The sequence below is a fragment of the Streptomyces sp. NBC_00353 genome (assembly GCF_036108815.1).
GTDB lineage: Bacteria > Actinomycetota > Actinomycetes > Streptomycetales > Streptomycetaceae > Streptomyces.
Window position 1 is genome coordinate 6,899,064 of record NZ_CP107985.1, and the last position, 21,073, is coordinate 6,920,136.

Here is a 21,073-nt window from a genome sequence, read left to right on the forward strand (position 1 = left end):
GGTTGCCGACTAGAGTCGCCTCGTTACTGTTAGTCGTGGGGCCAGGACTAGGTGAGCGGGGACGCCGAGGTTCTGGGGGGAGGGCCTATAACCCATGAGTCGTCGCTCCAATGGATTGGTCGGCATCTGGGCTGAGGCCCAACGCCAGCAGCAACGCCAGCTTGAGGCGCAAGCCAGGCAACAGCGTGAACATGAACGTCAACACCGCGCCCACCAGCGGGAACTAGCACGCAGCCATCGCGAGCAGCAGGCAGCGTACCGGCAGCAGCGAGAGGCCGATGCCAGGCGGCGGACGGAGGAGCTGGAGGCCCAGGTCGAGTCCCTGCTGGGCTTGTTGTCCGCCGGATGTCGGACTGCAGCATTCAGAGCCACCACGCTCACCCGACCCGAGGACATCGAGGCATTCTCCCCGGGCCAACTCGCGTACCCCATCGCAATGCCGAATCCGAACCAGTACCAAGCACAGGGCGGTTGGACCTCCAACCGGCGAGCTCAGGCGCAGGCCGAAACGCGGGCCCGGTTCGAGCGTGACTGGCACGCCGCGCAGGCCGCAGAGGCACAGCGTCAGCAACAGTTGGCGACGTATCAGAGGCAGTACGAGCAATGGGCCAATGCTCAGCTGGCGGAGATCCGCCGGCACAACACCGGCATTGCCGAGATGACAACGGCACTTCGCAACGCTGATCCCGAAGCAGCGGTGGAGTACTTCTCTGCTGCTCTCTATTCGTCTGCCGCGTGGCCGGAGGGGCTGCCGCGTCAGGTGTCTGCTGCGTACGACTCTGCTGCGCGCCAGCTGGTTCTGAACTGGGAGCTGCCGAAATACGACGTCATCCCGGAAATGAAGTCGGTGCGCTACATGCCTTCGGCGGATCAGGACAAGGAGACAGCTCGCCCCGCAGCCCAGCGTCGAGCGATGTATCGGGACGTGCTCGCGCAGTGCGTTCTCCTCGTTCTGCACGACCTCTTCGCAGCGGATGAGTTCGGCGCTTTGGAGTCGGTCGCGTTGAACGGGTTCGTGGACGACCACGACCCGGCGACGGGCAGACAGGCGCAGGTCTTCCTGGCCACCGTCATGGCTTCGCGTTCAACCTTCACCGAGCTCCATTTGGAGCAGGTGAACGCTGCCGATTGCCTGGTGGACGGTCTCCGAGGCCAGCTGTCTCCGCGCCCTGATCAACGCGCTACGGTACGGCCTGGCCGGGTGCCCGAGGATGTAGGCAACGGCGTCGTCACCCACGGAGGAGACGATGAGCCGGATCTATACGAGATGGATCCGATCGCCTTCGAATCGCTGGTCGCTGATCTGTTCCGCGCCATGGGCATGCAGGCGGTGACGACTCAGCGCTCGAACGACGGCGGTGTGGATGTCGACGCGCTGGATCCGACCCCGATCCGGGGTGGCAAGATCGTCGTGCAGGTGAAGCGCTACCGCAACACCGTGCCGCCGACCGCCGTCCGTGACTTGTACGGCACCGTCCAGGACGCCGGCGCCAATAAGGGCGTACTGGTCACGACTTCCGGATTCGGCCCCGGCTCGCACACCTTCGCCAACGGCAAGCCCCTAGAACTGGTATCTGGCGCCGAATTGGTCGACCTGCTGCACCGGCACGGACTGCGTGGACGACTGGGCAGCGGCGGACGCTCGGTTCCTGCCCATCGGACGACACCGCGTGCTGCGGACGAGGCGGATGACGCCAACATCTTGAGCATGTCCTGGTCAGGCACCGTCGCCGTGGACGTGTGCGCGCTCGTCTGCCATGGCAACCGAGTTCTGGACGACGACCACTTCGTCTTCTTCAACAATCCCCAGACACCAGATAGCACGGTCCGCGCGCATACCGCTGCAGCGCCGGACAAGGCCGCAATCCGGGTGTCCTTCGACGCACTGCCCGATAGCGCTGACCGACTCGTCTTGGTCGCCGCGGTCGACCCCGCCATCAATCCTGAGGCAGACCTTTCCGGGTTCGCCCAGGCTCGCATCCGACTGCTGGACCTCTCGGGGGCCGAGCTCGACCAGCTAGAGGTCTCAGACGGCCGCGCCAACGAAACCGCTTTGGTGCTTGGGTCCTTCCGCCGCCGCGCCAGCGACAACTGGGAGTTCGTTATCGGAGGCAAGGGATACAGGGGCGGGCTGGAGGAGCTGATCCGGGAGTACGGCATTGACGTGGGTTCGTAATGGCCTTCCTGCGAACACGGCAGGACGGGCGGCGCAGCGCGTGCCAGATCCGGGCCAGATCAAGCAGTCAGCCACGGTCAATCAGGGTGCGAGGCGGTGCAGGTACGTGCTGACAGGCTTGGTGCTGCCGTACGGCTGTTGACCAGCCAAGACTGTCCTATGGCCAGCGCCAGGCTTACAAAGCAGATGTCGGCGGTTCGAAACCGTCCGCGCCCACCAGCCAGAACGCCCCCGCAGCGAGCCGCTGCGGGGGCGTTGACGGTAGTAGGTGACGGCAGTTGCCACCCAAGGGGTTGACGTGACGGAATCGTGCGTTTCGTTGGCGCTCTCGTGACCCTTGCCTCCGCTGCCCCCGGTGTGGTGTCGGGCTGAGGCCATGCCTGCCTGGAGTGGCTGCCACCTGATAACCAGATCTGGGTCCGAACTTATGGCCCCAAGACGATGGACCTTGCTTGGCCGGCAAGCGAGAGAACGGCCTTAGTGAGGTGAACTGAATTGGAGCGTGTTGGATGCCAAGTGACAGCATCCAATGGTTTGGTCGACCCCTCCGCCAGGTCCATGAGAATATCGCGATCTCTCGCATTCAACGGCTTGGGTGTTACGAGCAGGATGGCATCAAACTTGCGTCCGTTGATGGCTTGAGTGAGAAGCTGAGTGGTATTGCGGCGTGCGAACGTGGAATCTAGAGTTATTACCAGCCCTACCACCACGGAGCCAACCCGAACTGCTAGATCGACTGGCGAAAATTCCTGCAGGTATTGGGTGATATCTGGGGCAGGAAACTGCGTAAGTAGTTCCGAATGGACCGAGCGTTCGAATGCTGATCCTGAAAGGACAGATGCGGATATCCCTACCACTTGCCTGACGGTTTTTTCGGAAACTGGCTTGTGGAGAAACGCGCCCGCCCGCTGGACAAAGAGGGACAACGGTTGTTGGTAATATGCAACCCCCGCCGAATCCTGCATCTCTCGGACAAGTTCGATCCGTGGGCCTATTGTCTTTCCACCGTGGCGCCTATACCAGTCATCCTTTACGTCGTCCGTTATCAGTAGAGTTGGCGACTTAGCAACTCTGGCTTTGTTGAGAAGTTGTAGCCATAGCATCCCGTCCCCGTGAGAATTATCTGGCTTATCTTCGTCCTGCAAGCCAGGCGGGATTCCCTCCGTATACCGCTTGATGACGGCCTCGATCATTTCGTTATGGCTCTCAGGGCTAGGGCGTTCGCCTGTGCGCGATTCCAGAAGATCCTCCCATTTTTTCAGGATTGGGTCATTGCGTAGGGAATCTTCCAGTCGTGAGTCGCGTCCTTTCTGGAGGGTGTGCACTTTGGAAATTAGTTGATCGATGCCATTCAGGATGTCCTTCGTGTCCAGTGGCGTTATTACCGGATGCCCTGAAATGCTCTTGAGGTGTTCTTCGACTTTTCTGCGCGCCGTAATCAGTGGAGTTTCGAGGGACTGATATACCTTCTCTTCCCCTGCCATTACGGCAGGTCGGTTCTTAAAGAATTCGTAGCCTGCTTGATAGGGGACCCAGAGTCGATCTTTGAGTTGGGTTAGAATATCGAAAATCTGCCGCCGGGCGTCGCCGTCGACCTTGTACGGGGCGAGGAGGACGTTTGCGTCTAGAGCGATTATTCCCCCTTCCAGGAACTGTGAGTATTTCGCATCGGAGGGTGAGTAGTACTCGCTAAATGTGTTTTTCACTTGGTCCTCTCTCGTCGGGATGAATTAAAATATCGGACTTGAGAGTGTCATGTAGGACGTTTGGCGTAATTCGCTGGAGCGCCAGCCGTTCGTCGCCTGGTCTCGACTGAGGTGTGGCGCCTTACCAGCGAGTCTGTACATCCGCCACTCGGAGATGACGAGGGCGTGCGAGGAGCGTGGCGCTCCCTTGTCCAAGGTGCGCCCGTTCGTTGACGTCTCGGGCCGTGGCAAGGTGCTGGGCAAGCCGCTGGCGTAGTGGCCGGCCGTATGGGAGAGGCTCCACCCGGCGCGCTGATCGAGTGGAGCCTCTGGGGCCCTAAGCGGACCCGCGAAGCCCCCTGCTGCTCCCGTCATGCTCGTTGGCCAAGGGCCATAGCTCGACCAGTCCGGTGCGCAGCGTCTCGACTCCATCGGCTGCCGTACCCACGACCGCTAGCACTCCGGACTACCTACGCTCACCATTCCACCGCCCCGCGTCGGTTCTGTCCCCAGGGCCAGCAGTACAGCCGTCGGGCGGAGGAACTGACATCTACAGCTGACATCAACGGCGGTGGATCTCAGCAGCCATGCACGTCTCCTCGCGACACAGGCAGCCAGAGGAGTACCGGCAACAGGGGGCGTGCGGTTGAACTTACAAAGCAGATGTCGGCGGTTCGAAACCGTCCGCGCCCACCAGTGCAAAGGTGGCCCCCAACCGATCATGGTTGGGGGCCTTTGACATCTACTGCCAGCGCAGGGGAGCGAGGCAGATGGCGGGAAGGGGGAGCGTCTGCTTCCTGCGTCGTCCCTTGGGATCGTCTTCGTACGCCTCACCACGAACACGCTGGCGTTGGGTACGGACGCGGATCTCGCTTGTCGAGGTCGAGGTTTTCCCAGGGCCACGTTCAAGGTCACCGACCAGTGAGGGTTGGCTTTGCCTCCCGGCTGCGCCCTCCCAGGACAGCCATACGAAGCACCAGCGTCTGTCGGCCGGCCTGCATGAGTGCTCAGACGACGGTCTTGAGCATGTGGCTGAAGCCATCCTCGACAGCGAGCCGCTTCCCACTTGGGAACGCAATCAATTCCAGGACGTGCGGTGGTGCGGACGCCCCGGACCGTGGCCCGGAGCCACGGTCCGTACCGACGGTGCAGCGCTCGGGTGGTCAGCGGGCTGGTTCACCGTGCCCGGGGCCTGCGCGAGTCCGGTGGCCCACAGCTGGTCGACACGCGAGCGCTCGGTGGCGTTCGGGTAGCGGTTGGTGCAGGACGGGCCGGGGCCGCCGCCCGACATCAGCTCACTGCACGGCCCGCTGTAGTCGTCCGGCAGGCCCAGCACGTGCCCGGTCTCGTGGGTGACGACGCGGACCGAGTCGTTCTGCTGGTTCTGGGCGTAGTCAAGGAAGATGTTGCCGCCTCCGTGGCCGTTGGTGGTGGCGTAGGACCCGCGCGAGTAATTGCCCTCGTGGTAGGAGAAGTCGGCACCGCTCGAAGCCTCCTGGAGCTTGACGTTGGACTCGGAGCTGTTCCAGATCGAGGCCGCGCTCGATATCTGCGAACGGAAGCTCGGTGCCTGGGAGGCGTTGTAGTAGACGGTCACCGCCTGCGCGTTGGGCTGGGCGGCGCGCTTTTCGGCGACCGACTTGAGCACAGCCTCGAAGAACGCCTTGTTGTTCGCGGCCTCCTCAACCGACCCGTTGTAACGCGCCACGGAGGTACCGGCGGAAGCGGACTGGGTGGCGGCCGTCTGGGCGCTTGCCGGCACCGCCGCGCCCAGCGCGCTGGAGGCCAGACCCAGGCCGAGAGCGAGGGCGAGGAGTTTCGCGGACGTTCGGGACGACTTCATGTGGGGCTCCTACTCACTCGGTGACGCCGAGCGCCCGGTGCGCGGTCGGCTCTGCGTGAACACCGGTTTCGAACTGCAGCGACGTCCTGTGGGTCGTCATTCTTAGAACGGCTCGACAGGGAGCGCAAAGGGTCCCGTCACTACGTCGCCTCGTAGGTCCCAGGACCTCGCCAGGGCAGTGCGCGGGTCTCCAATCCGCACATGGCGGCGGGAGGGAAAGCTGTCGCGACGTCAGAAGCCTTACGCCACAGGGCAGCGGGCGTGCAGGACCGCCGGGCGGAATTCCGGGACACACGGCGGGATCCGCATCTAAGACAAAACGGACAAATCCTTAGATATCCGCCACTCTGCATCTACTAAGTACGTCGGTTGGTTGCCGGAGCGTTGTGACCGACGTCATAAAATATGGGCTTCTGTTTCTTTCGCGCTCCACCGGCCCCGAGTCGCCCCCCCAGGGAGTGACCCTCGGCACTGAGCGGCATCCCTCACTGCTGAGCCGCCGCCGCTCGGTCTCGATCAGGATGGAAGCCGGGCCCGCGGTGCAGCCCGGCGAGCGGCGTGGGGGAGAGGTCGGTCGGTTCCTCGCCCGCCTCCAGCAGCGTGTCCGCCGCACCCAGTGGCTTCGGGACTGTGCGGGCCGGGCTGTCGTCAGCCACGTAAACGAGGTGCGTGCCCTGCCGTAGGCAGTGGTCGGGCTGATGTCTGAAAGCCGCTGACCGCCGGGTTGCTGCGTATGCGGCCCTCTACCTTGATGCAGCCGGCCCGCACGGACCCAGCAACACGGCTGGGCGAACTGTGGCCTGCGGCGTAACTCCAGCCTGGCGAGGCCCGTCTCGTACGGCATGGGAGACATCAATGCTGTGCTCGTGTCGGAGCCTGGGTCGGCGGTGGTGGAGATTGTTGCGGGAGATGTAGCGGCGCTGCGCGCGATCGGCGCCCGCCGCCGACCGATGGGCATCGACCGGCGTCCCGGTCGACCACGAGGCGGTGGGCGGCGGTTCGGGGTGCCGAGGCAGTCGGTGCACTCCGGGGTGCGCAAGTACGAAGCCCGGGACCCGACTTGAGTGACCGGAACCCCCGCGGCGACCTCCATGACCGCGTGATACCGCTGCTCGACCACGCTCAACTCCACCAGCACGGCCCCGGCCCTCAACGACTTGCCCATAGTTCGCGTCGAGGAGGCAGGCGCAGCCCCAGGCCCGCGCCACTCTCGTGCCGGAACGGGCGGGGACTCACGGGGAACTGGGGCGCTGAGCGGGCAGTACGGCCGCACTGCGCCAAGCCAGGAAAGTCGCAGTTCGGGCACGTGATCGCCCAACCTCGCTTACAAGGCAGATGTCGGCGGTTCGAAACCGTCCGCGCCCACCAGTACAAAGGCCCCCAACCGATCATGGTTGGGGGCCTTTGACATCTACTTATGACATCAACCGGGGCGGTCACTCACGGTCGGGACGCCGCTTCGGGATGCGGTCCAGGTGGCTCACGGCCTCGAGCTGTGTGTTCTGGACAACGTGGGCGCAGACGTTCATCGTGACGGCGATCTGGCTGTGCCCGAGGATCTCCATGACGACGCGGGGAGTGACCCCGGCGGCGGTCAGCAGGGTTGCGCAGCCGTGCCGGGCATCGTGCAGCCGGATCACGCGGAGCCCGGCGGTCCCGGCGACCCGGGTGAACCAGCGGTACAGGTTGCGCGGCTCGATCGGCCGGCCGGTGCGGGTGGTGAGACGTAGCCGGGCTCGTCCCACTGGTCACGGGCAGCGTTGCGCATGGTTGCCTGCCGCATCCTTTGCCGGCGCAGGGGAGCGAGGCAGAGAGCGGGCAGGGACCGGCCGTCGTCCGCAGGGATGCACTCCCCTGGTCAGTGGGTGAAGGGGCCGCCGAGCGTGGTGTACGACAGCTTGAGCGAGATCACGGTGTACGACTTCGAGCCGGTGCCGATAGTCCCGGACGTCGAGCCCTTCAGCATGTGGACAAGGCCCGACCGGGTGTTGTCCAGCCAGTCGTTCGTGTCCACCATGAGGTCGGCGCGGCCATCCCGGGTGTAGTCGGTGAGCTTGAGGTTCCGTCCGAAGTAGTCGTCGTTCTCCACGGCACCCGCGATACCGGAGGTGCTCTGGTCGTACGCCTTGGCTCCGCTGCCGGACAGACCCCCTGCACGGCCGAGCAGCACCGTGACCATGCCGGCCTGGCGCTTGCCCGCCAAGTCCTCGCCGGGGGCCCCGATGGCAAGGTCCGCGTATCCGTCGCCGTTGACGTCGCCGGCGGCGACGGCGGCGCCGAAGTAGTCCTCGTTCTCCGAAGAGCCGGGTACGCCCGCCGTGTCCTGAGTGAACTTCATCGGTTTGCGTGCCGTGTTCGGCCCGGTGGAGCCGCCGTACTGGACTGTGACGTAGCCCCGTTCCCCGTCCGGCAGCTCGTAGGCGCGGCCGATGGCGAGGTCGCCGTAGCCGTCCTTGTCGAAGTCGCCGATGGTGGTTATGGGGCCGCCGCCGATCTGATGGCCGCCGTCGTCGGGCACGCGCATCTTGCCCGCGCGCCGGGTGAAATCGCTGCCTCCGCGGTGGAAGTAGGCCCGCAGGTCCACGTCGTCGTAGCCGCCTTGGAGATCGCGGCCAAGGATGTACAGGTCAGTGGCGGCATCGGCGGTGACCCGGCCTGCCACCAGCTGGGAGGCGTCCAGATAGCCGTAGCCGTCGCCGAGGGACTGCCAGCCGCCGTGTCCGCCGGTGCGGGTGAAGGGGCCCTTGAGCAGGACGACACCAGCCCGGCTGCCGCTGAGAGCGGTGAGGTCCTGGTCGCCGTCGCCGTCAGGCGATTGAGGCCCCGCCTGCCTAAGCGCAACATCTACCCGTATGTCTCCGAGCCGGGCTCCTCAGTGAGGAGGTACAGGCCCAAGTGCCGGCGGAGAAAGCTCTCCAACCGTGGAAGCTCGATCGCGTCGGCCGGGAGATCACCGGAACGGGGACGGTAGAACTCAACCAGTTTGGCCATCAGCTCTTCGTCAAGCAACGGCGCCTGATAGCGATCGATCGTCCCGATGTAGAAGAGCCAGCTGTGCAGCCGGTTGGCAGGGCAGTGTCCTTGGCCCGCATACAGATTCTCCGGCTCGTGCTCGTCACCCCAGGAACCGACGTAGAGGTAGGAGGCGCGACGCAAGCCTTCGTCCAGAACCGGGGTCGGATCGTCCTTGCAGTTCCAATGGACCCGAGCCTCTTCCTCAGGTATGGGGCTCGGCACGGCCGCCAACCACAAATGGTAGATCTCCTCCACGGCCGCAGTCTGGCATGCCGAGCCAAGGCGAAGCCCAGGATTGGCCAAGCCACGGGTCACAGCGTTGATCGTTTACATGGTCGCAGGTCACGACCGCCCAAAGTCTGCTGTGGCTGTTCAGATCACGCAGCGCCGAGCTGAGCGGCGAGGAACACCGCTGCCACCGAGGGGCGGACTGCGTACGTTGCGCCCGCGCTCCCCTCAGGAGCCTCCCACCAGTAGAACGGAAGTCGGCGTCCACTGTTGCTGTGTCCCTTGCTCATTCCCCCCACCACGCCTGCCACGCGCTGTGCCGGAGCGCCCTCAGTTGGACCGCCCAGGGCCATATCCACCAGCTCCGTGCAGTGGATCCTCCGGCCGGGGTTGCACAGCAGGTACTCGAGCATCCGCCGGGCCTGCGGCGCGAGTTCAGCCAAGAACCTTGTAGCGCGTTCCAAGTCCTCCGGGCCCCATTCCGGGGCACCGTAGTGCCCCTCTTCGCCAGAGTGCTTGGCCCAACGCGGATCAGCCTCAGACAGATACTCCGTCATGCCCGCCCCCAACAGTTAGTCCCCAGCGTGTGTCGTTCGCACCGTACAGATCCGCCAGGACGCTGTGTGTCGAACCCGTGTCGAAGTTCTACCGGCAAGCCGCTCAGCAGAGGAAGAGTCAGAGGCCAAGAGGGAGTCGAGACGCAGCCACAACGCGCCTTCCAAACACCTGCTCCAGTGCGGCGACCGGCATCACTACCCGACATCAACGGCGTCGAACACGACGGCGGATCAGGCCACGTATCGGCGGCGCGGCGCCTGCCAGATCCGTGCCAGATCAAGCAGTCACCCACGGTCAATCAGGATGCGGGGCGATGCAGGCAAGCGCTGACAGGAAGGGCGATCGCTGTGCACATGTGCCTGCGGAGCTGTGGCCGATCAGTCGATGCGGTCGCTCAGCCCAGCACCTTCGGGTCGTCACTCGGGAAGCTCCTGAGCATGCCCGGCACGTCGATGGTGCGCCGGTACACGCCGGCCAGGAACTCCACGGCACCGACCGGGAACTCCGACCAGTCACCGTTGGCCCCACGCACCACCACTGGCCAGGTGTCCGGGTCGGGAGAGCTCGTCCTCCTGTAGAACCCAGGAACACGGCCCCGGATTTACCAACAGCGTCCGGATCCCGGTGCGGGCCGCCCGCTTATTTTTTGCGTACACACAGGCATAGTGGGGGGCCGCCGCGGACGTCATCAAGGACAGCAAGCCCGCCGAGGAAGATCCCAGAACAACAAGAGAAGGTGACGATGGATGCCGAGGGCCAGGAAAACTTCCGGGAGTTCGTGGAGAACAGGTCGACCGCGCTGCTGAAGACCGCCGTCTTGCTCAGCGGCGGCGACCGGCACGCGGCCGAGGACCTGCTGCAGAACGCACTGATCAAGGCCGCGGGACGCTGGCACCGCATCGACGAGCCCGAGGCGTACGTACGGCAGATCCTCTACCGGCAGCAGGTGAGTCGCTGGCGGCTGAAGTGGCCGCGGCGCGAACTGAGTGTTCCCGAGCCGCTGGAGAACCCCGCGCGCCACGGCGCCGACGACGGGCCTGGCGCCGCCGACCTGCGCATCGTCATGCGCGCCGCACTGGCCCGGCTCACCGCCCGTCAGCGCACCGTCCTCGTCCTGCGCTACTTCGAGGACCTGCCCGAGGCCGACGTCGCCCGTCTCCTCGGCTGCTCGGTCGGCACGGTTCGGTCCACCGCGCACCGCTCCCTCGCCCGGCTGCGGCGCCTCGCTCCCGAACTGGCCGCACTCGGCCCCGCGGGCGCCGAGCAGCTGCCGTCCCGTGACTTCTCGCCTGTGGAGGTGCGTCCGTGAACGTCGACGAGCTGGTGCGCGACTCGCTGCGCGAACAGGCCGCCGAACAGCCGACACTGGGGCCGGGCTTCGCCGAGCGGGTGCTGACGGTCCGACGGCGCCGTCGGACCCGGGCGCTCGCGTCCGCCGCCGCGGCCACCGCCGCCGTGGTCGCCGTCGCGGTGGCGGTCCCGCTCCTCGACTCCGGCAAGGACGACGGGCGCCTCGCGAGCGAGATGAACCCGGGCGACATCGTCGCCCACCCGGACCAGACACCGCCGCGCGACCTGATCGCGGCGGGGGACGTCGCGCTGGCCGCCTACTACACCTCGAGCAACGTCAAGCAGACGGACGACCGCGGTGTCGCCCTCCGCACCTACCGGCTCCTCGACCAGAAGACCGGCACGTACGTGAAGACGACCAAGTGGTCCGTCATCGACGTCGCCCCCGGCATGCGGACCGCCGCCGTCCTGGAAAAGGACCTGCCCGCCAAGCGGATCGGCCTGCTCAACCTGCTCACCGGCGAGGTCGAGCGCTGGATCCCGGTCGACCGCGGCGTCGCGGGGGTCGAGTTCTCGCCCGACGGCAGCAAGATCGTCGCGACGACGTACAGCAAGAACCCCGACCTGCGGTACAAGGCGGATTACGACAGCGACGGCGACGGCAAGAAGAACGACTGGTTGCCGCCGTACGGTCAGCCGAACCGGACCGGCTTCTACGTCCTCGACGTGGACTCCGGCAAAGGCTCCTGGAGCGAGGTCACGTACAAAAGCGAGGACCTCAACGTCCGCCAGGATTTCGCCTTCAGCCACGACGGCAAGCTGGTCTACTCCGGACTCACGACGAGTCCCCACATGCAGTACTACGACTTCGCGGGCAATGAGGTCGCCAAGCCCGCGAACGAGGGGTACGTGCACTGGTTCAACGACGCGGGGCTGTCCCCGGGCGGCAAGCTCGTCGCGGGCGGCTACGCAGGTAACAACAAGAAGTCCGCATCCGATCTCCTCGACCCCTACACCGGCAAGCGGGTCACCAAGGTGAACGGACAGCAACTGCTCGCCTGGGTCGACGACAAGCGGCTCATCGCCTGGGACATCACGCCGGGATCGAACGAGTTCCACAACCGGCTCGTGCTCGTCATGATCGGCAGCGACAAGGTCGTACCGCTGAGCGGTTTCCGCAAGGGAAACGACGGCGCGGCCGGGCGCTGGACGCCGATCTTCGCCGAACGCTGATCAGACGACCGCCAGCCGCTCGTACGCCGCCAGCATCCCGTCGGCCGCCTCCCGGCCGGCGGGCCGCAGCGCTGCATGGACCGGGCCCGCGGGCAGCCCGAGCGACCCGAGCAGCACCGGCTCACCGCTCCGCTCGTCGCGCACTCCCCGGCTCATCGCCGGGGCCCTGCGCTCCTGTCTCCGCCCCGCGCAGGGCCCCGGCTGCGCCGGTCGCGCATTTGTTCATGCTTCGACTGCTCTTCACTTGTTTCCCGTCGCGTGGCCGCGTAGTGCCCAGCGAGCGGTTGCTGGAGGCAACCCCTGAGTCATGACTGGTTGAATCCGGGAAATCCTTCCGCGCGACATCCTCGAAGAGAACGCGCAAGGTGTAAGGGCGGGGGTTCGACCTGGAGTTACACGGAGTTGCTTCTGCCAGTCCCGCCACTACGTCAGCGTCACGCCGTAGCCACGATGGTTATGGCCCGCCGCTGACGACGGCACGCGACTGGGATCGCAAGCACAGTGCCGAAAAGGAGAAAACCATGAGAGGGAAGATCGCCCTGAGTGCCGCCGCGGCAGTTGCGCTTGTCGGAGGGATGGCTGCGATCACGGTCGAGCCGGCTTCCGCTGCCCCGAACCAGAAGTGTCGGGTAGTAGCAAGTAGCCTGACCGGAGAGAACTTCGCTCCCAATGGGACGTTCAACGTCTCGCCTGCTGGGATGATGGTGCGCTCTTCCTCTGACGGTCGCATCGGACCGACCACCGTTACGGGCACGGGCAACTTCTCCGTAGGTCCTGTGGCCTGCACCGGGGCGGCAGCGACATCGGCAGGAAGCGGAACAGATGCAGCCGCTGCGACAGCTGCCGGGACGCGTGCAGCACAAGCGGCGATAAATAGAGGCGCCTCCCCGCAAGCTGCGAAGGCGCAAGGCATAGCAGCGGCACAGACCACGGCGAGAAGCCTTGGCTTGTCGCAGACGATGATCAACCAAGTCATCAATCAGACAACCAACAACATGACCCAAATCCAGAATTCCAGCGTCATCAATGCCCCTGTCAATGTGGGGACGGGACCGATTACGCAGCCGACGACGACCACGACGGGTACGCCGACGACGACCACGACGGGTACGCCGACGACGACCACGACGGGTACGCCGACGACGACCACGACGGGTACGCCGACGACGACCACGACGGGTACGCCGACGACGACCACGACGGGTACGCCGACGACGACCACGACGGGTACGCCGACGACGACCACGACGGGTACGCCGACGACGACCACGACGGGTACGCCGACGACGACCACGACCGGTACGCAGCCGACGACGACCACGACCGGTACGCAGCCGACGACGACCACGACCGGTACGCAGCCGACGACGACCACGACCGGTACGCAGCCGACGACGACCACGACCGGTACGCAGCCGACGACGACCACGACCGGTACGCAGCCGACGACGACCACGACCGGTACGCAGCCGACGACGACCACGACCGGTACGCAGCCGACCACCACCACGACCGGCACGCAGCCGACCACCACCACGACCGGCACGCAGCCGACCACCACCACGACCGGCACGCAGCCGACCACCACCACGACCGGCACGCAGCCGACCACCACCACGACCGGCACCCTGGCCGGCAACCAGTGATGGAGCAGGCGCCGCGTGGGCACTTCGCCAGCGTCCTGCGCCCGTAGTTGATCGTTAGCCTCGATCGGTCATGAGCCCTCATCGGTTTCTTGATGAGGGCTCATGTGCCTGTGCGGTGCGTCCTCTCCGGAGCGGGGGCAGCCTGGCGGCCCGGCTGTCTCGCGTCGGGTCGGCGCCGGGTTCCACTCTCCGGTGTGCTGTCAGTACAGGGCCATCGGGCGGTGAAGCGGAGCCAGCGGCGGCAGTCGGTGTAGACGAGCTGGGCATCTGCATCAACCCGCGCCCTTCCCCTTTCAGTTCACTCCTAGCCTTTGGGCTGATGAACATGAAGAAGAAAACCTTGCGGAGCGTCAGTGTCGCAGCGGCGGCCTCTTTCTGCTTGGAGGCCGGCATATTGGGCACATCGGCGAGTGACTCCGTTGCTTCACCACAGAATTCCCAGGTCGCACCGGCGGTGCTCAAGTGCTATACGACCATCAGTGATCCAAACACGATCGTGTGCTATCGGGTTTCGAAGCGGATCCTGAACAGGGGCGGCCAGATTACATTCTTCCCCTTCCTTATCCAGGTGCCCACGCCTTCGAATGCCCCAGCTCCGGTCGTCGTGAACGTTTTGCCCCCGCCCCCGCCCGATCTGCCAGGGGAACTTCGCCCCGAATCCTCCAGCGGCACGGAACACTCACCACAGCCACCAGTTGGCTGAGATCGCCTTCACCGGGTACCGCCGAGCTCCCCGCGGACCACAGGCCCGGAGGCCATCGACGGCCTCATTGCGTTGGCCTGGTCATTGATCGCAGGAAATCTCGGCCAACCACTCAGGGGTGTAGCACTCAGCGAACGACCACTTCCGGTCCGTGTAGCGGTCGTCCGTGCTGTCGGTGTACACCTCGAGCCTGCCTTGCGGCGTCAAGCGGTAGTACTCGCGAATCGGGTCACCCTCCACGGTGGGATAAGTCACCTTCAGTTCTGCGCTCTCGCCACTCTTCAGGGCTCGCCGGAGGCAGACGATTTCCGGAACCGCCTGCTTCTGTATCTCCTCACCCTGAGCCAAGCTCACCTTGCCACAACTTGAGAATTCGGTTCTGGATTCCCAGCGGTCCTTGACCGGATCGTCCAGCGTGCCGCAACTTGCAGCCAGCAAGGACGTGGCCGCTACCGCGACGAGCCGCGCGCGGACCGAGACAGCCGCCACACAGCGACGAGAGGCCACACTCCGACCTGTCGTCCGCGCCAGGTCCGCCGGCCCCACTCGTCGCAACTGGTCCGCCACGTCGTTGTCTGCGTACCCGAGCAGACCTGTCTTCGCTCTCAAAGCCCCTCCCCAACTCGATGCTTGATCGCGGCCGCACCATACCCGCAGCTCCGACATGAGATGCCCCGATGCCGCCTCTTCGGGCCGGTACTTGGCGTCGCGCGCCTCAGCCCGTGCCTTCAGGAACTGGGCAGACACGGTGCGCAGGGTCTCTCTGTCCCGCTCGCCTGTGTCCCGTCGCCAACGCACTCGGTCTGTGGCGACGCCGAAGCCGTTCCGCCGCTCCTTCTGTGGGAGCAAGCGGTCCTTCGACCGTGTCGGGCGGTGGCCGCCGTGCCCGTCAATGGTTCGAGTTCTTGATCCGACGATGAGAGACCTGTTCCCGTGCCGTACGCCACCGGGACCGGGTCTGCTCGACCACGCTGTCCCACTGCCGGCGGACCTCATGGTCGGAAGGGCGGTGGCCCTGACGGATCCGGCCGAGCTCGTCCTGTACTTCTCGTCCCAGTGCCGCCGACGCAACCAGGGCGAGCATGGCTGCGAAGAGCGCGGAGAGCATCGCGAAGACAGCACCGACCACCCCGTAGCGTGCTGCGGAGGAGTTGAAGAGATGCGGCATGTAGATGCTTGCGCCCACGGAATAGGCCGCCGTCAGGACGGCGCCGGTGACGCCGAAAGGAAGCAGGTCCGGCCAGCTGATCCGCTTCGCCGACAGGATCCGGCCGCTCCAGACGAGGAATGCGGCGGTCACCAGTACGCCGCACACCACGGCGACCAGACCCAGCGCGCCCTCGCCATGGAGCGTGGAGAGCAACGTGGTGACCACTACGTAGCCGCCGAGAGTGAGGATCCACCACAAGCCGTTGCGCGTGTTGCGCACACTGAGGGGCTTGAGGTCCCATGCCTGTTCGAAGAGTCGCTGTGCGGCTCGCGCGAAGCTCAGCACCGAGATCGTCAGAAACACGACCCCGAAGATGCCCACGCTTGCGCTGGTCGCTTCGGCAGGAGAGAACAGCGAGCTGACTGCCGTGGCGCCTGCTCCGGTGAGGTTGTAGCGCCTGATGATCTGCTCTGCGGCGTCGTAGTGCACGAAGTTGCCCAAGACAGTGCCGAGGAGGATGGAGAGCGGGACCAATGCCGTCAGGGCGCTGGACGCCAGGGCCATCGAGCGGTCGAAACCCACGATCTTCTGAAACCGGTTGATGACCCGCAACGCGAAGGCAGGCCGCAGCCAGAACGTCAGTGTTCTGACGAGGCGCTCTCGATTGATCCCCGTCGTCCTGCCCTCCGTGAAGATCGGGACCTCTGTGGCGACGCGAGCCTAACGGTCGGTCGCCCGACCGATGAAGGGCGACACGAGAAGCAGCATGCCGGCCGCACGACATCCCGATGCCTCACATCATCCGTAGTCCGCTGTGCTCCGGGAGATCGGGGCTGACGGGGAGCACGGCAAAGGCCCAGGTCACCGGTAGTAGGCCGGGAGCCTGGGCCTTGATCGTTCCCCGCGATTCCGGCGAGGGCGTGGCGTCGTGCCACTCACGTGCCGGATGCCTCCTCCGGGTCCTCCCCGGAGGGTCCGTCCGGGCGGGCCTTTTGATCTACTCATCGCCGTGGGCGGCGATCGCGTGGTCCCGCCCTTTGACCAGGCGCTGATGGATCAGCGCGGCCCGCACCGACGAGTGCCCCATGTGCTGCATCACGTCGCGCGTTGCTGTGCCACCGGTCGCAGCGAGGATGTCGACGCGCGCGTCTGGTTCCGGATCGTTCCGTTGGTGCGGGCCGGCCGGCCGTCAGGGCACGGTGTACCCGCCGTCGACGGGCAGCGCGATGCCCGTGACGAAGCTCGCCTTGTCCGAGCAGAGCCAGACCACGGCGTCAGAAATTTCGCCTGCGTCGGCGATGCGTCCCAGGGGGTGGGCAGCGATGAGCGATTTCAGCGGGTCCTCGTTCGGGTCCAGGGACGCGAGCATCGGAGTCTCCACCAGACCGGGGCACACGGCGTTGATCCGGATGCCGTGCGGTGCGACCTCGAGCGCCGAGCTCTTGGTCATGGCGACCTCGGCGGCCTTGGTGGCCGTGTAGCCGGAGAACCCGGGGACACCCACCAGCGCCGCGCCGGAGGACATGTTCACGATCGAGCCGGAGCCTTGCGCCACCATGTGCCGGAGCTCGTGCTTCATCGACAGGAACACGCCACGCACGTTGAGGGCGATCATGTGGTCGAGCATCTCGGTCGAGTAGTCCTGGGTGAGCTGGAACTCGCCGTCGTAGCCCGCGTTGTTGACGGCGACGTCCAGGTGGCCCATGTCTGCGACAGCGGCCTGGACGGCTTTCTCCACCTGGGACTCGTCCGTCACGTCGGCCACCACATAGCGGGCCGAGCCGCCGGAGGCCTCGACCAGGCGAACGGTCTCCTTCAGGGTCTCCGCCGTGCGGCCGGCGACCGTCACCAGCGCCCCTTCGGCCGCCAGGGCCAGGGCGCTCGCCCGCCCGATGCCGCTGCCGCCCCCGGTGACGAGCGCCGACTTGCCTGCAAATTGCTGGTTCATTTCTTTTCCTCTCTATAGCTCTGCGTGTGTTGTCTTTGTTGGAGTGGTCGGTCAGGAACGCTCAGGCCGGGCATGCTGCGCGCCGCGGCCGTCACGTGCGATCCGGACCGGGGAGGTCACCGCCGGCGCAGGCGCTTGTCGACCAGGGCCGGCGGGGTGGCGTTGTAGTTGTCGGCCGCATTGACCTCGGTGCCGGGCGCGACGATCTCGTCGATCCGGTCGAGGATGTCGTCGCTCAGTTCGGTGTCGGCGGCGGCCAGCAGACCGTCCAGCTGCTCGCGGGTCCGCGGCCCGATCAGTACCGAGGTGACGGCCGGATGCGATCGGACGAAGGCTAGGGCCAGGTTGGCCGAGGTCAGTGACATATCCAGAGCACCGCCGGTGCAGATATCCCGGAAGGGCACGACTTGACCCGGGGTGTGGTCTACGGGGGGGGGCAGCAGAACCCCTCACGGCTGAAGACGCGCCCCGCTCGCAGAGCTAATAGCCTGACAATCATGAGTGAGCACGTTCCCGAGACTGGTCTTCGGGAATTCCTGCGGACCCGCCGGGCCCGCATCACCCCGGAGCAAGCAGGCCTTCCCCCGCATCCTGGTGTGCGCCGGGTGCCCGGTCTCAGGCGCGAGGAAGTCGCCCAGCTGGCCGGAGTCAGCGTCGACTATTACGTACGGCTGGAACGCGGGCGCAGCACGAGTGCCTCCGTTTCGGTCCTGGAGGCCGTGGCTCGCGCACTGCAACTCAATGACACCGAGCGTAACCATTTCTTCGCCCTGGCCAAACCCGCTCGGCATCGGCCGCGCACGACAGCGACGCAGTGTGCCCGCCCCGGGCTGTTGCGAGCCCTGGAGAATGTCGCCGATATCCCGGCCCTCCTTCTGGGGCACCGTCTGGACCTTCTGGCCACCAATCGCCTGGCTTGCGCCCTCTATCTCGATTTCGACGCTCTGCCGGCCGGCGAGCGGAACATGGCGCGCTACATCTTCCTGAACGACGCCGCCCGTGACCTTTACAACGCGCACATCAGCCCCGCAGGAGCCGCCAAGCACGAGCAATGACACGGCCGTTGCCCTGGCGGGGGCATCAACTCCCCAGACGCCTGCGCAGGAGCCCGGCCATGGTCGGTCGCCGAGGCCGCCGCCCGGCTCGAAGGCGTCGCCCGGCGCCGAGCCCGACGACAGATCCACTGGCACGCTTTCGGGACAACCCATCAGAATGGGCTGGAGGAGACCTGACATGAACGAGCTGCTCACCCGGGCAATCGAAGCCCACGGTGGGGTCACACGCTGGCAGGAGCTGGCCCAGGTGCAAGCCGTCATCGTCAGTGGTGGCCACCTGTTCGCCATCAAGGGCCTGCCGCAGGATCCCGCGCCGCGCGAGATGACCGTCCGCCTCCACGAGGAGCACGCCTCGGTCAAGCCCTTCGGTGCCCCTGACCAGAAGACCGACTTCACGCCCGGACGAGTGACCATCGACAAGCTCGACGGGCGAGTGGTGGCCGAACGCAAGGACCCGCGGACGTCCTTCACAGGCCACGTCCTGGAGACCCCCTGGGACCCGCTGGACCGCGCCTACTTCAACGGCTACGCACTGTGGACCTACCTCACCACGCCGTTCCTGCTGTCCATGCCCGGCTTCGCGGTCACCGAGATCGAAGCGTTGCGGGAAGGAGGCGAAGTACGGCGAGGACTGCGCGCCACCTTCCCGTCCGAGATCGCCAGTCACAGCACCCACCAGGACTTCTACTTCGGCCCCGACCACCTCCTGCGCCGGCACGACTACCACGTCGACGTCGCCGGTGGGTTCGCCGCCGCGCAGTACGTATACGACTACGTGGAAGCGGACGGCATCGTGCTGCCCACCAGACGCCGGGCCTACCGCCGCGACACCAACGGCCACCCCGTCCTCGATGAGGTCATGGTCTCGATCGACCTCAGCAGCATCCACTTCAGCTGACAGGAGACGTGGCTGAGGCCGTCAAGGCTGCGGGCGTCCCACCGCAAGCCTCATGAGGGGTCGTCAGCCCCTCGACGATCGTTCACTTTCAGAGCGGAGCAAGGATCATCAGGACCTCGTCACGGGTGTCGTCGGGTGTGAGTCGGAGGGCGCCGGGCCAGCGCCCGATCTCTCGCCATCCGAGCCGTCCGTAGAAGTCCTCCAGCCCCTCGCCTCCCCGGGCTGCGAGGTGCAGCTGTTCAAGGCCCAGCTCATCGCGGGCGATCTTCCGGAGCTCGTGGACGAGGGCGGATCCGATGCCACGTCCGCGGAAGGCGGGGCGGGTCTGCAGATGATGGACCGTGCCCCAGTGTCCGACGAGCCGGTAAGGATCGCGGTTGAGGACGACCCAGCCGGCCAGGAGGCCGTCGGCGCGGGCGACGAGAAGTCTGCTCTGTTGTGGGTCGAGGCGGCCGAGGAGCTTGTCCGCGACAGGGGTGACGTCCTCCTCGCTGACAGGCGGGAACGGGAATCCCGCGGCGCCGCCGGTGTTGGTGACCGTGACCCAGCAGTCGATCAACTCCCGCCGGAGTTCAGGGGTGACATCGCGAGGGTCGGATATCTGTACCAGGTCGAGGGCGCTGTCGTGCGGCATGAGGAGGAGGATGCCAGAGGGATCCGACATCCTCGCCGCGGTCAGGATCTCGTGGTGCGTTCGCCGGCTTCGGCCAATGCAGTTCCGTGTGCGTCGTGTGCGTCGTGTGCGTCGTGACGCCTTCGGCGCCGGGGCACCGGGGGCGGAGCTACACGTGTTGGCGTGACCTTCCTGGTGGCCCATGGTGGTGTCTCGCCTTCTCGCCGGGGCTGGGGGCCCACGTTCGAGCGCATCCGGAGCAGTGCCAGTGCCACAGGTGCGGGGCGGCCGGTGTCGTGCGAGTTGTGTCGCGCCAGAGTGCCCGGTGATCCAGGCAATGGGGGCAGTTCGGCGACTGGTGCACCACGGCGTCCTCCTGCGTCGATTGATGGTCAGCGTGGTACGGCGGCCGGTGGTTCGGTGTGCCGACCCGCCCTTCCCACTCGTACGGGGGACCCGTGCCGAGGTCGGGGCCGCGATGCCGTCACCCGAATGGATGCGTACAGGTGGTCGCACGGGAACGGGCCGCGCAAGGTCGGTTCTGTCCGGCTCCATCCCGTTCCGGCTCAGGAGTTTCCATGGCACAGACAGCGCCCACGCCCGGCACGTCCGCCCGTTCTTCCGGTCCGGGGGACGGCAGCAATCCCTGGGCGGCCGGTGGGGTCATGTTCGCCGGTGTTCTGCTGATGGTGGACGGCGTCCTGGGGGTGATCAAGGGCATTGCCGGTATCGCGTCCGACGATGTCTACGCACGCATCAGGAACTACACGTTCAAGTTCGACGTGACGGGCTGGGGATGGATCCATCTCGTTCTCGGCGTGATTCTTGTCGTGATCGGTCTGGGCATTCTCAAAGGCGCCGGGTGGGCCAGGGTGCTGGGCATCGTGATCGCGGCACTCAACATGATCGCCAACTTCATGTGGCTGCCGTACGTGCCGATCTGGGCGATCATCTCCATCGCCATCGACACGTTCGTCATCTGGGCCCTGTGCACGGACCGATCCAAGGCGCTCGTCTGAGTGCTGGTCGTGA

At 65.9% G+C, this 21,073-nt stretch carries 18 protein-coding genes and 3 pseudogenes; 6 read left to right on the forward strand and 15 right to left on the reverse strand.

Annotated features, from left to right (window positions below):
• Nucleotides 1-94 precede the first annotated feature (94 nt).
• Nucleotides 95-2,176 carry a restriction endonuclease gene (locus OHA88_RS31080; protein ID WP_328627933.1) on the forward strand — a complete coding sequence of 694 codons (2,082 nt, stop codon included), beginning with the start codon at nt 95-97 and terminating at the stop codon, nt 2,174-2,176.
• Between the two features lie 425 nt (nt 2,177-2,601).
• Here the strand turns inward: OHA88_RS31080 and OHA88_RS31085 are convergent, their stop codons facing one another.
• From OHA88_RS31085 to OHA88_RS31120, 8 genes and pseudogenes are all read right to left on the reverse strand, one after another.
• Entirely contained in the window at nt 2,602-3,882 is a 1,281-nt protein-coding gene (locus OHA88_RS31085; RefSeq protein WP_328627934.1) for a PIN-like domain-containing protein, read from the reverse strand.
• 1,057 nt (nt 3,883-4,939) lie between these two features.
• Nucleotides 4,940-5,704: a snapalysin gene (gene snpA / locus OHA88_RS31090; RefSeq protein WP_328627935.1), complete on the reverse strand. Its 765-nt coding sequence runs from the start codon at nt 5,702-5,704 to the stop codon at nt 4,940-4,942.
• Nucleotides 5,705-6,189: 485 nt separating this feature from the next.
• A pseudogene (locus OHA88_RS31095) lies at nt 6,190-6,333 on the reverse strand (polyphosphate kinase 2); the annotation flags it as partial.
• 807 nt (nt 6,334-7,140) lie between these two features.
• Nucleotides 7,141-7,526: pseudogene (locus OHA88_RS31100) on the reverse strand (tyrosine-type recombinase/integrase); the annotation flags it as partial.
• A gap of 36 nt (nt 7,527-7,562) precedes the next feature.
• Nucleotides 7,563-8,366, reverse strand: a complete 804-nt coding sequence (locus tag OHA88_RS31105; protein WP_328627936.1) for a hypothetical protein — start codon at nt 8,364-8,366, stop codon at nt 7,563-7,565.
• Between the two features lie 182 nt (nt 8,367-8,548).
• Entirely contained in the window at nt 8,549-8,974 is a 426-nt protein-coding gene (locus OHA88_RS31110) for a hypothetical protein (RefSeq protein WP_328627937.1), read from the reverse strand.
• A gap of 122 nt (nt 8,975-9,096) precedes the next feature.
• On the reverse strand, nt 9,097-9,411 hold the full coding sequence (locus OHA88_RS31115) for a DUF6416 domain-containing protein (protein WP_328627938.1): 315 nt from the start codon (nt 9,409-9,411) through the stop codon (nt 9,097-9,099).
• Between the two features lie 488 nt (nt 9,412-9,899).
• Nucleotides 9,900-10,043 carry a hypothetical protein gene (locus tag OHA88_RS31120; RefSeq protein ID WP_328627939.1) on the reverse strand — a complete coding sequence of 48 codons (144 nt, stop codon included), beginning with the start codon at nt 10,041-10,043 and terminating at the stop codon, nt 9,900-9,902.
• 204 nt (nt 10,044-10,247) lie between these two features.
• On the opposite strand from OHA88_RS31120, the gene OHA88_RS31125 reads away from it, so the two are divergent.
• Together OHA88_RS31125 and OHA88_RS31130 are read left to right on the forward strand one after the other, a co-directional pair.
• Complete coding sequence (locus OHA88_RS31125; RefSeq protein WP_328627940.1) at nt 10,248-10,814, forward strand: SigE family RNA polymerase sigma factor; 567 nt, start codon at nt 10,248-10,250, stop codon at nt 10,812-10,814.
• Nucleotides 10,811-12,028, forward strand: coding sequence for a WD40 repeat domain-containing protein (locus OHA88_RS31130; protein WP_328627941.1), 1,218 nt, complete (start codon nt 10,811-10,813; stop codon nt 12,026-12,028). The genes OHA88_RS31125 and OHA88_RS31130 overlap by 4 nt, the downstream gene beginning before the upstream one ends.
• Here OHA88_RS31130 and OHA88_RS31135 read toward each other — a convergent pair whose 3' ends face one another.
• From OHA88_RS31135 to OHA88_RS31160, 6 genes and pseudogenes are all read right to left on the reverse strand, one after another.
• Nucleotides 12,029-12,172 (reverse strand): hypothetical protein, encoded by a 144-nt coding sequence (locus OHA88_RS31135; protein WP_443044312.1) that lies wholly within the window; start codon nt 12,170-12,172, stop codon nt 12,029-12,031.
• Nucleotides 12,173-13,007: 835 nt separating this feature from the next.
• Nucleotides 13,008-13,697 carry a hypothetical protein gene (locus tag OHA88_RS31140; RefSeq protein WP_328627942.1) on the reverse strand — a complete coding sequence of 230 codons (690 nt, stop codon included), beginning with the start codon at nt 13,695-13,697 and terminating at the stop codon, nt 13,008-13,010.
• A 761-nt stretch (nt 13,698-14,458) separates the two neighbouring features.
• Nucleotides 14,459-15,124, reverse strand: coding sequence for a hypothetical protein (locus OHA88_RS31145; RefSeq protein WP_328627943.1), 666 nt, complete (start codon nt 15,122-15,124; stop codon nt 14,459-14,461).
• A 142-nt stretch (nt 15,125-15,266) separates the two neighbouring features.
• Nucleotides 15,267-16,109 (reverse strand): YhjD/YihY/BrkB family envelope integrity protein, encoded by an 843-nt coding sequence (locus OHA88_RS31150; protein ID WP_328627944.1) that lies wholly within the window; start codon nt 16,107-16,109, stop codon nt 15,267-15,269.
• Between the two features lie 607 nt (nt 16,110-16,716).
• Entirely contained in the window at nt 16,717-17,475 is a 759-nt protein-coding gene (locus OHA88_RS31155; RefSeq protein WP_328627945.1) for an SDR family NAD(P)-dependent oxidoreductase, read from the reverse strand.
• Between the two features lie 116 nt (nt 17,476-17,591).
• A pseudogene (locus tag OHA88_RS31160) lies at nt 17,592-17,822 on the reverse strand (aldo/keto reductase); the annotation flags it as partial.
• 150 nt (nt 17,823-17,972) lie between these two features.
• On the opposite strand from OHA88_RS31160, the gene OHA88_RS31165 reads away from it, so the two are divergent.
• Entirely contained in the window at nt 17,973-18,530 is a 558-nt protein-coding gene (locus OHA88_RS31165; RefSeq protein ID WP_328627946.1) for a helix-turn-helix domain-containing protein, read from the forward strand.
• A gap of 178 nt (nt 18,531-18,708) precedes the next feature.
• Nucleotides 18,709-19,428: a hypothetical protein gene (locus OHA88_RS31170; RefSeq protein WP_328627947.1), complete on the forward strand. Its 720-nt coding sequence runs from the start codon at nt 18,709-18,711 to the stop codon at nt 19,426-19,428.
• A gap of 88 nt (nt 19,429-19,516) precedes the next feature.
• On the opposite strand, the gene OHA88_RS31175 is transcribed toward OHA88_RS31170, so the two are convergent.
• Nucleotides 19,517-20,062 carry a GNAT family N-acetyltransferase gene (locus OHA88_RS31175; RefSeq protein ID WP_328627948.1) on the reverse strand — a complete coding sequence of 182 codons (546 nt, stop codon included), beginning with the start codon at nt 20,060-20,062 and terminating at the stop codon, nt 19,517-19,519.
• A 557-nt stretch (nt 20,063-20,619) separates the two neighbouring features.
• On the opposite strand from OHA88_RS31175, the gene OHA88_RS31180 reads away from it, so the two are divergent.
• Nucleotides 20,620-21,060, forward strand: coding sequence for a DUF7144 family membrane protein (locus tag OHA88_RS31180; protein ID WP_326603490.1), 441 nt, complete (start codon nt 20,620-20,622; stop codon nt 21,058-21,060).
• Nucleotides 21,061-21,073 lie beyond the last annotated feature (13 nt).

Coding starts and splice junctions, on each gene's coding strand:
- OHA88_RS31080 (WP_328627933.1), top strand. CDS start 95: ATGAGTCGTCGCTCCAATGGATTGGTCGGCATCTGGGCTGAGGCCCAA.
- snpA (WP_328627935.1), bottom strand. CDS start 5,704: ATGAAGTCGTCCCGAACGTCCGCGAAACTCCTCGCCCTCGCTCTCGGC.
- OHA88_RS31125 (WP_328627940.1), top strand. CDS start 10,248: ATGGATGCCGAGGGCCAGGAAAACTTCCGGGAGTTCGTGGAGAACAGG.
- OHA88_RS31155 (WP_328627945.1), bottom strand. CDS start 17,475: ATGAACCAGCAATTTGCAGGCAAGTCGGCGCTCGTCACCGGGGGCGGC.
- OHA88_RS31165 (WP_328627946.1), top strand. CDS start 17,973: ATGAGTGAGCACGTTCCCGAGACTGGTCTTCGGGAATTCCTGCGGACC.
- OHA88_RS31170 (WP_328627947.1), top strand. CDS start 18,709: ATGAACGAGCTGCTCACCCGGGCAATCGAAGCCCACGGTGGGGTCACA.
- OHA88_RS31175 (WP_328627948.1), bottom strand. CDS start 20,062: ATGCCGCACGACAGCGCCCTCGACCTGGTACAGATATCCGACCCTCGC.
- OHA88_RS31180 (WP_326603490.1), top strand. CDS start 20,620: ATGGCACAGACAGCGCCCACGCCCGGCACGTCCGCCCGTTCTTCCGGT.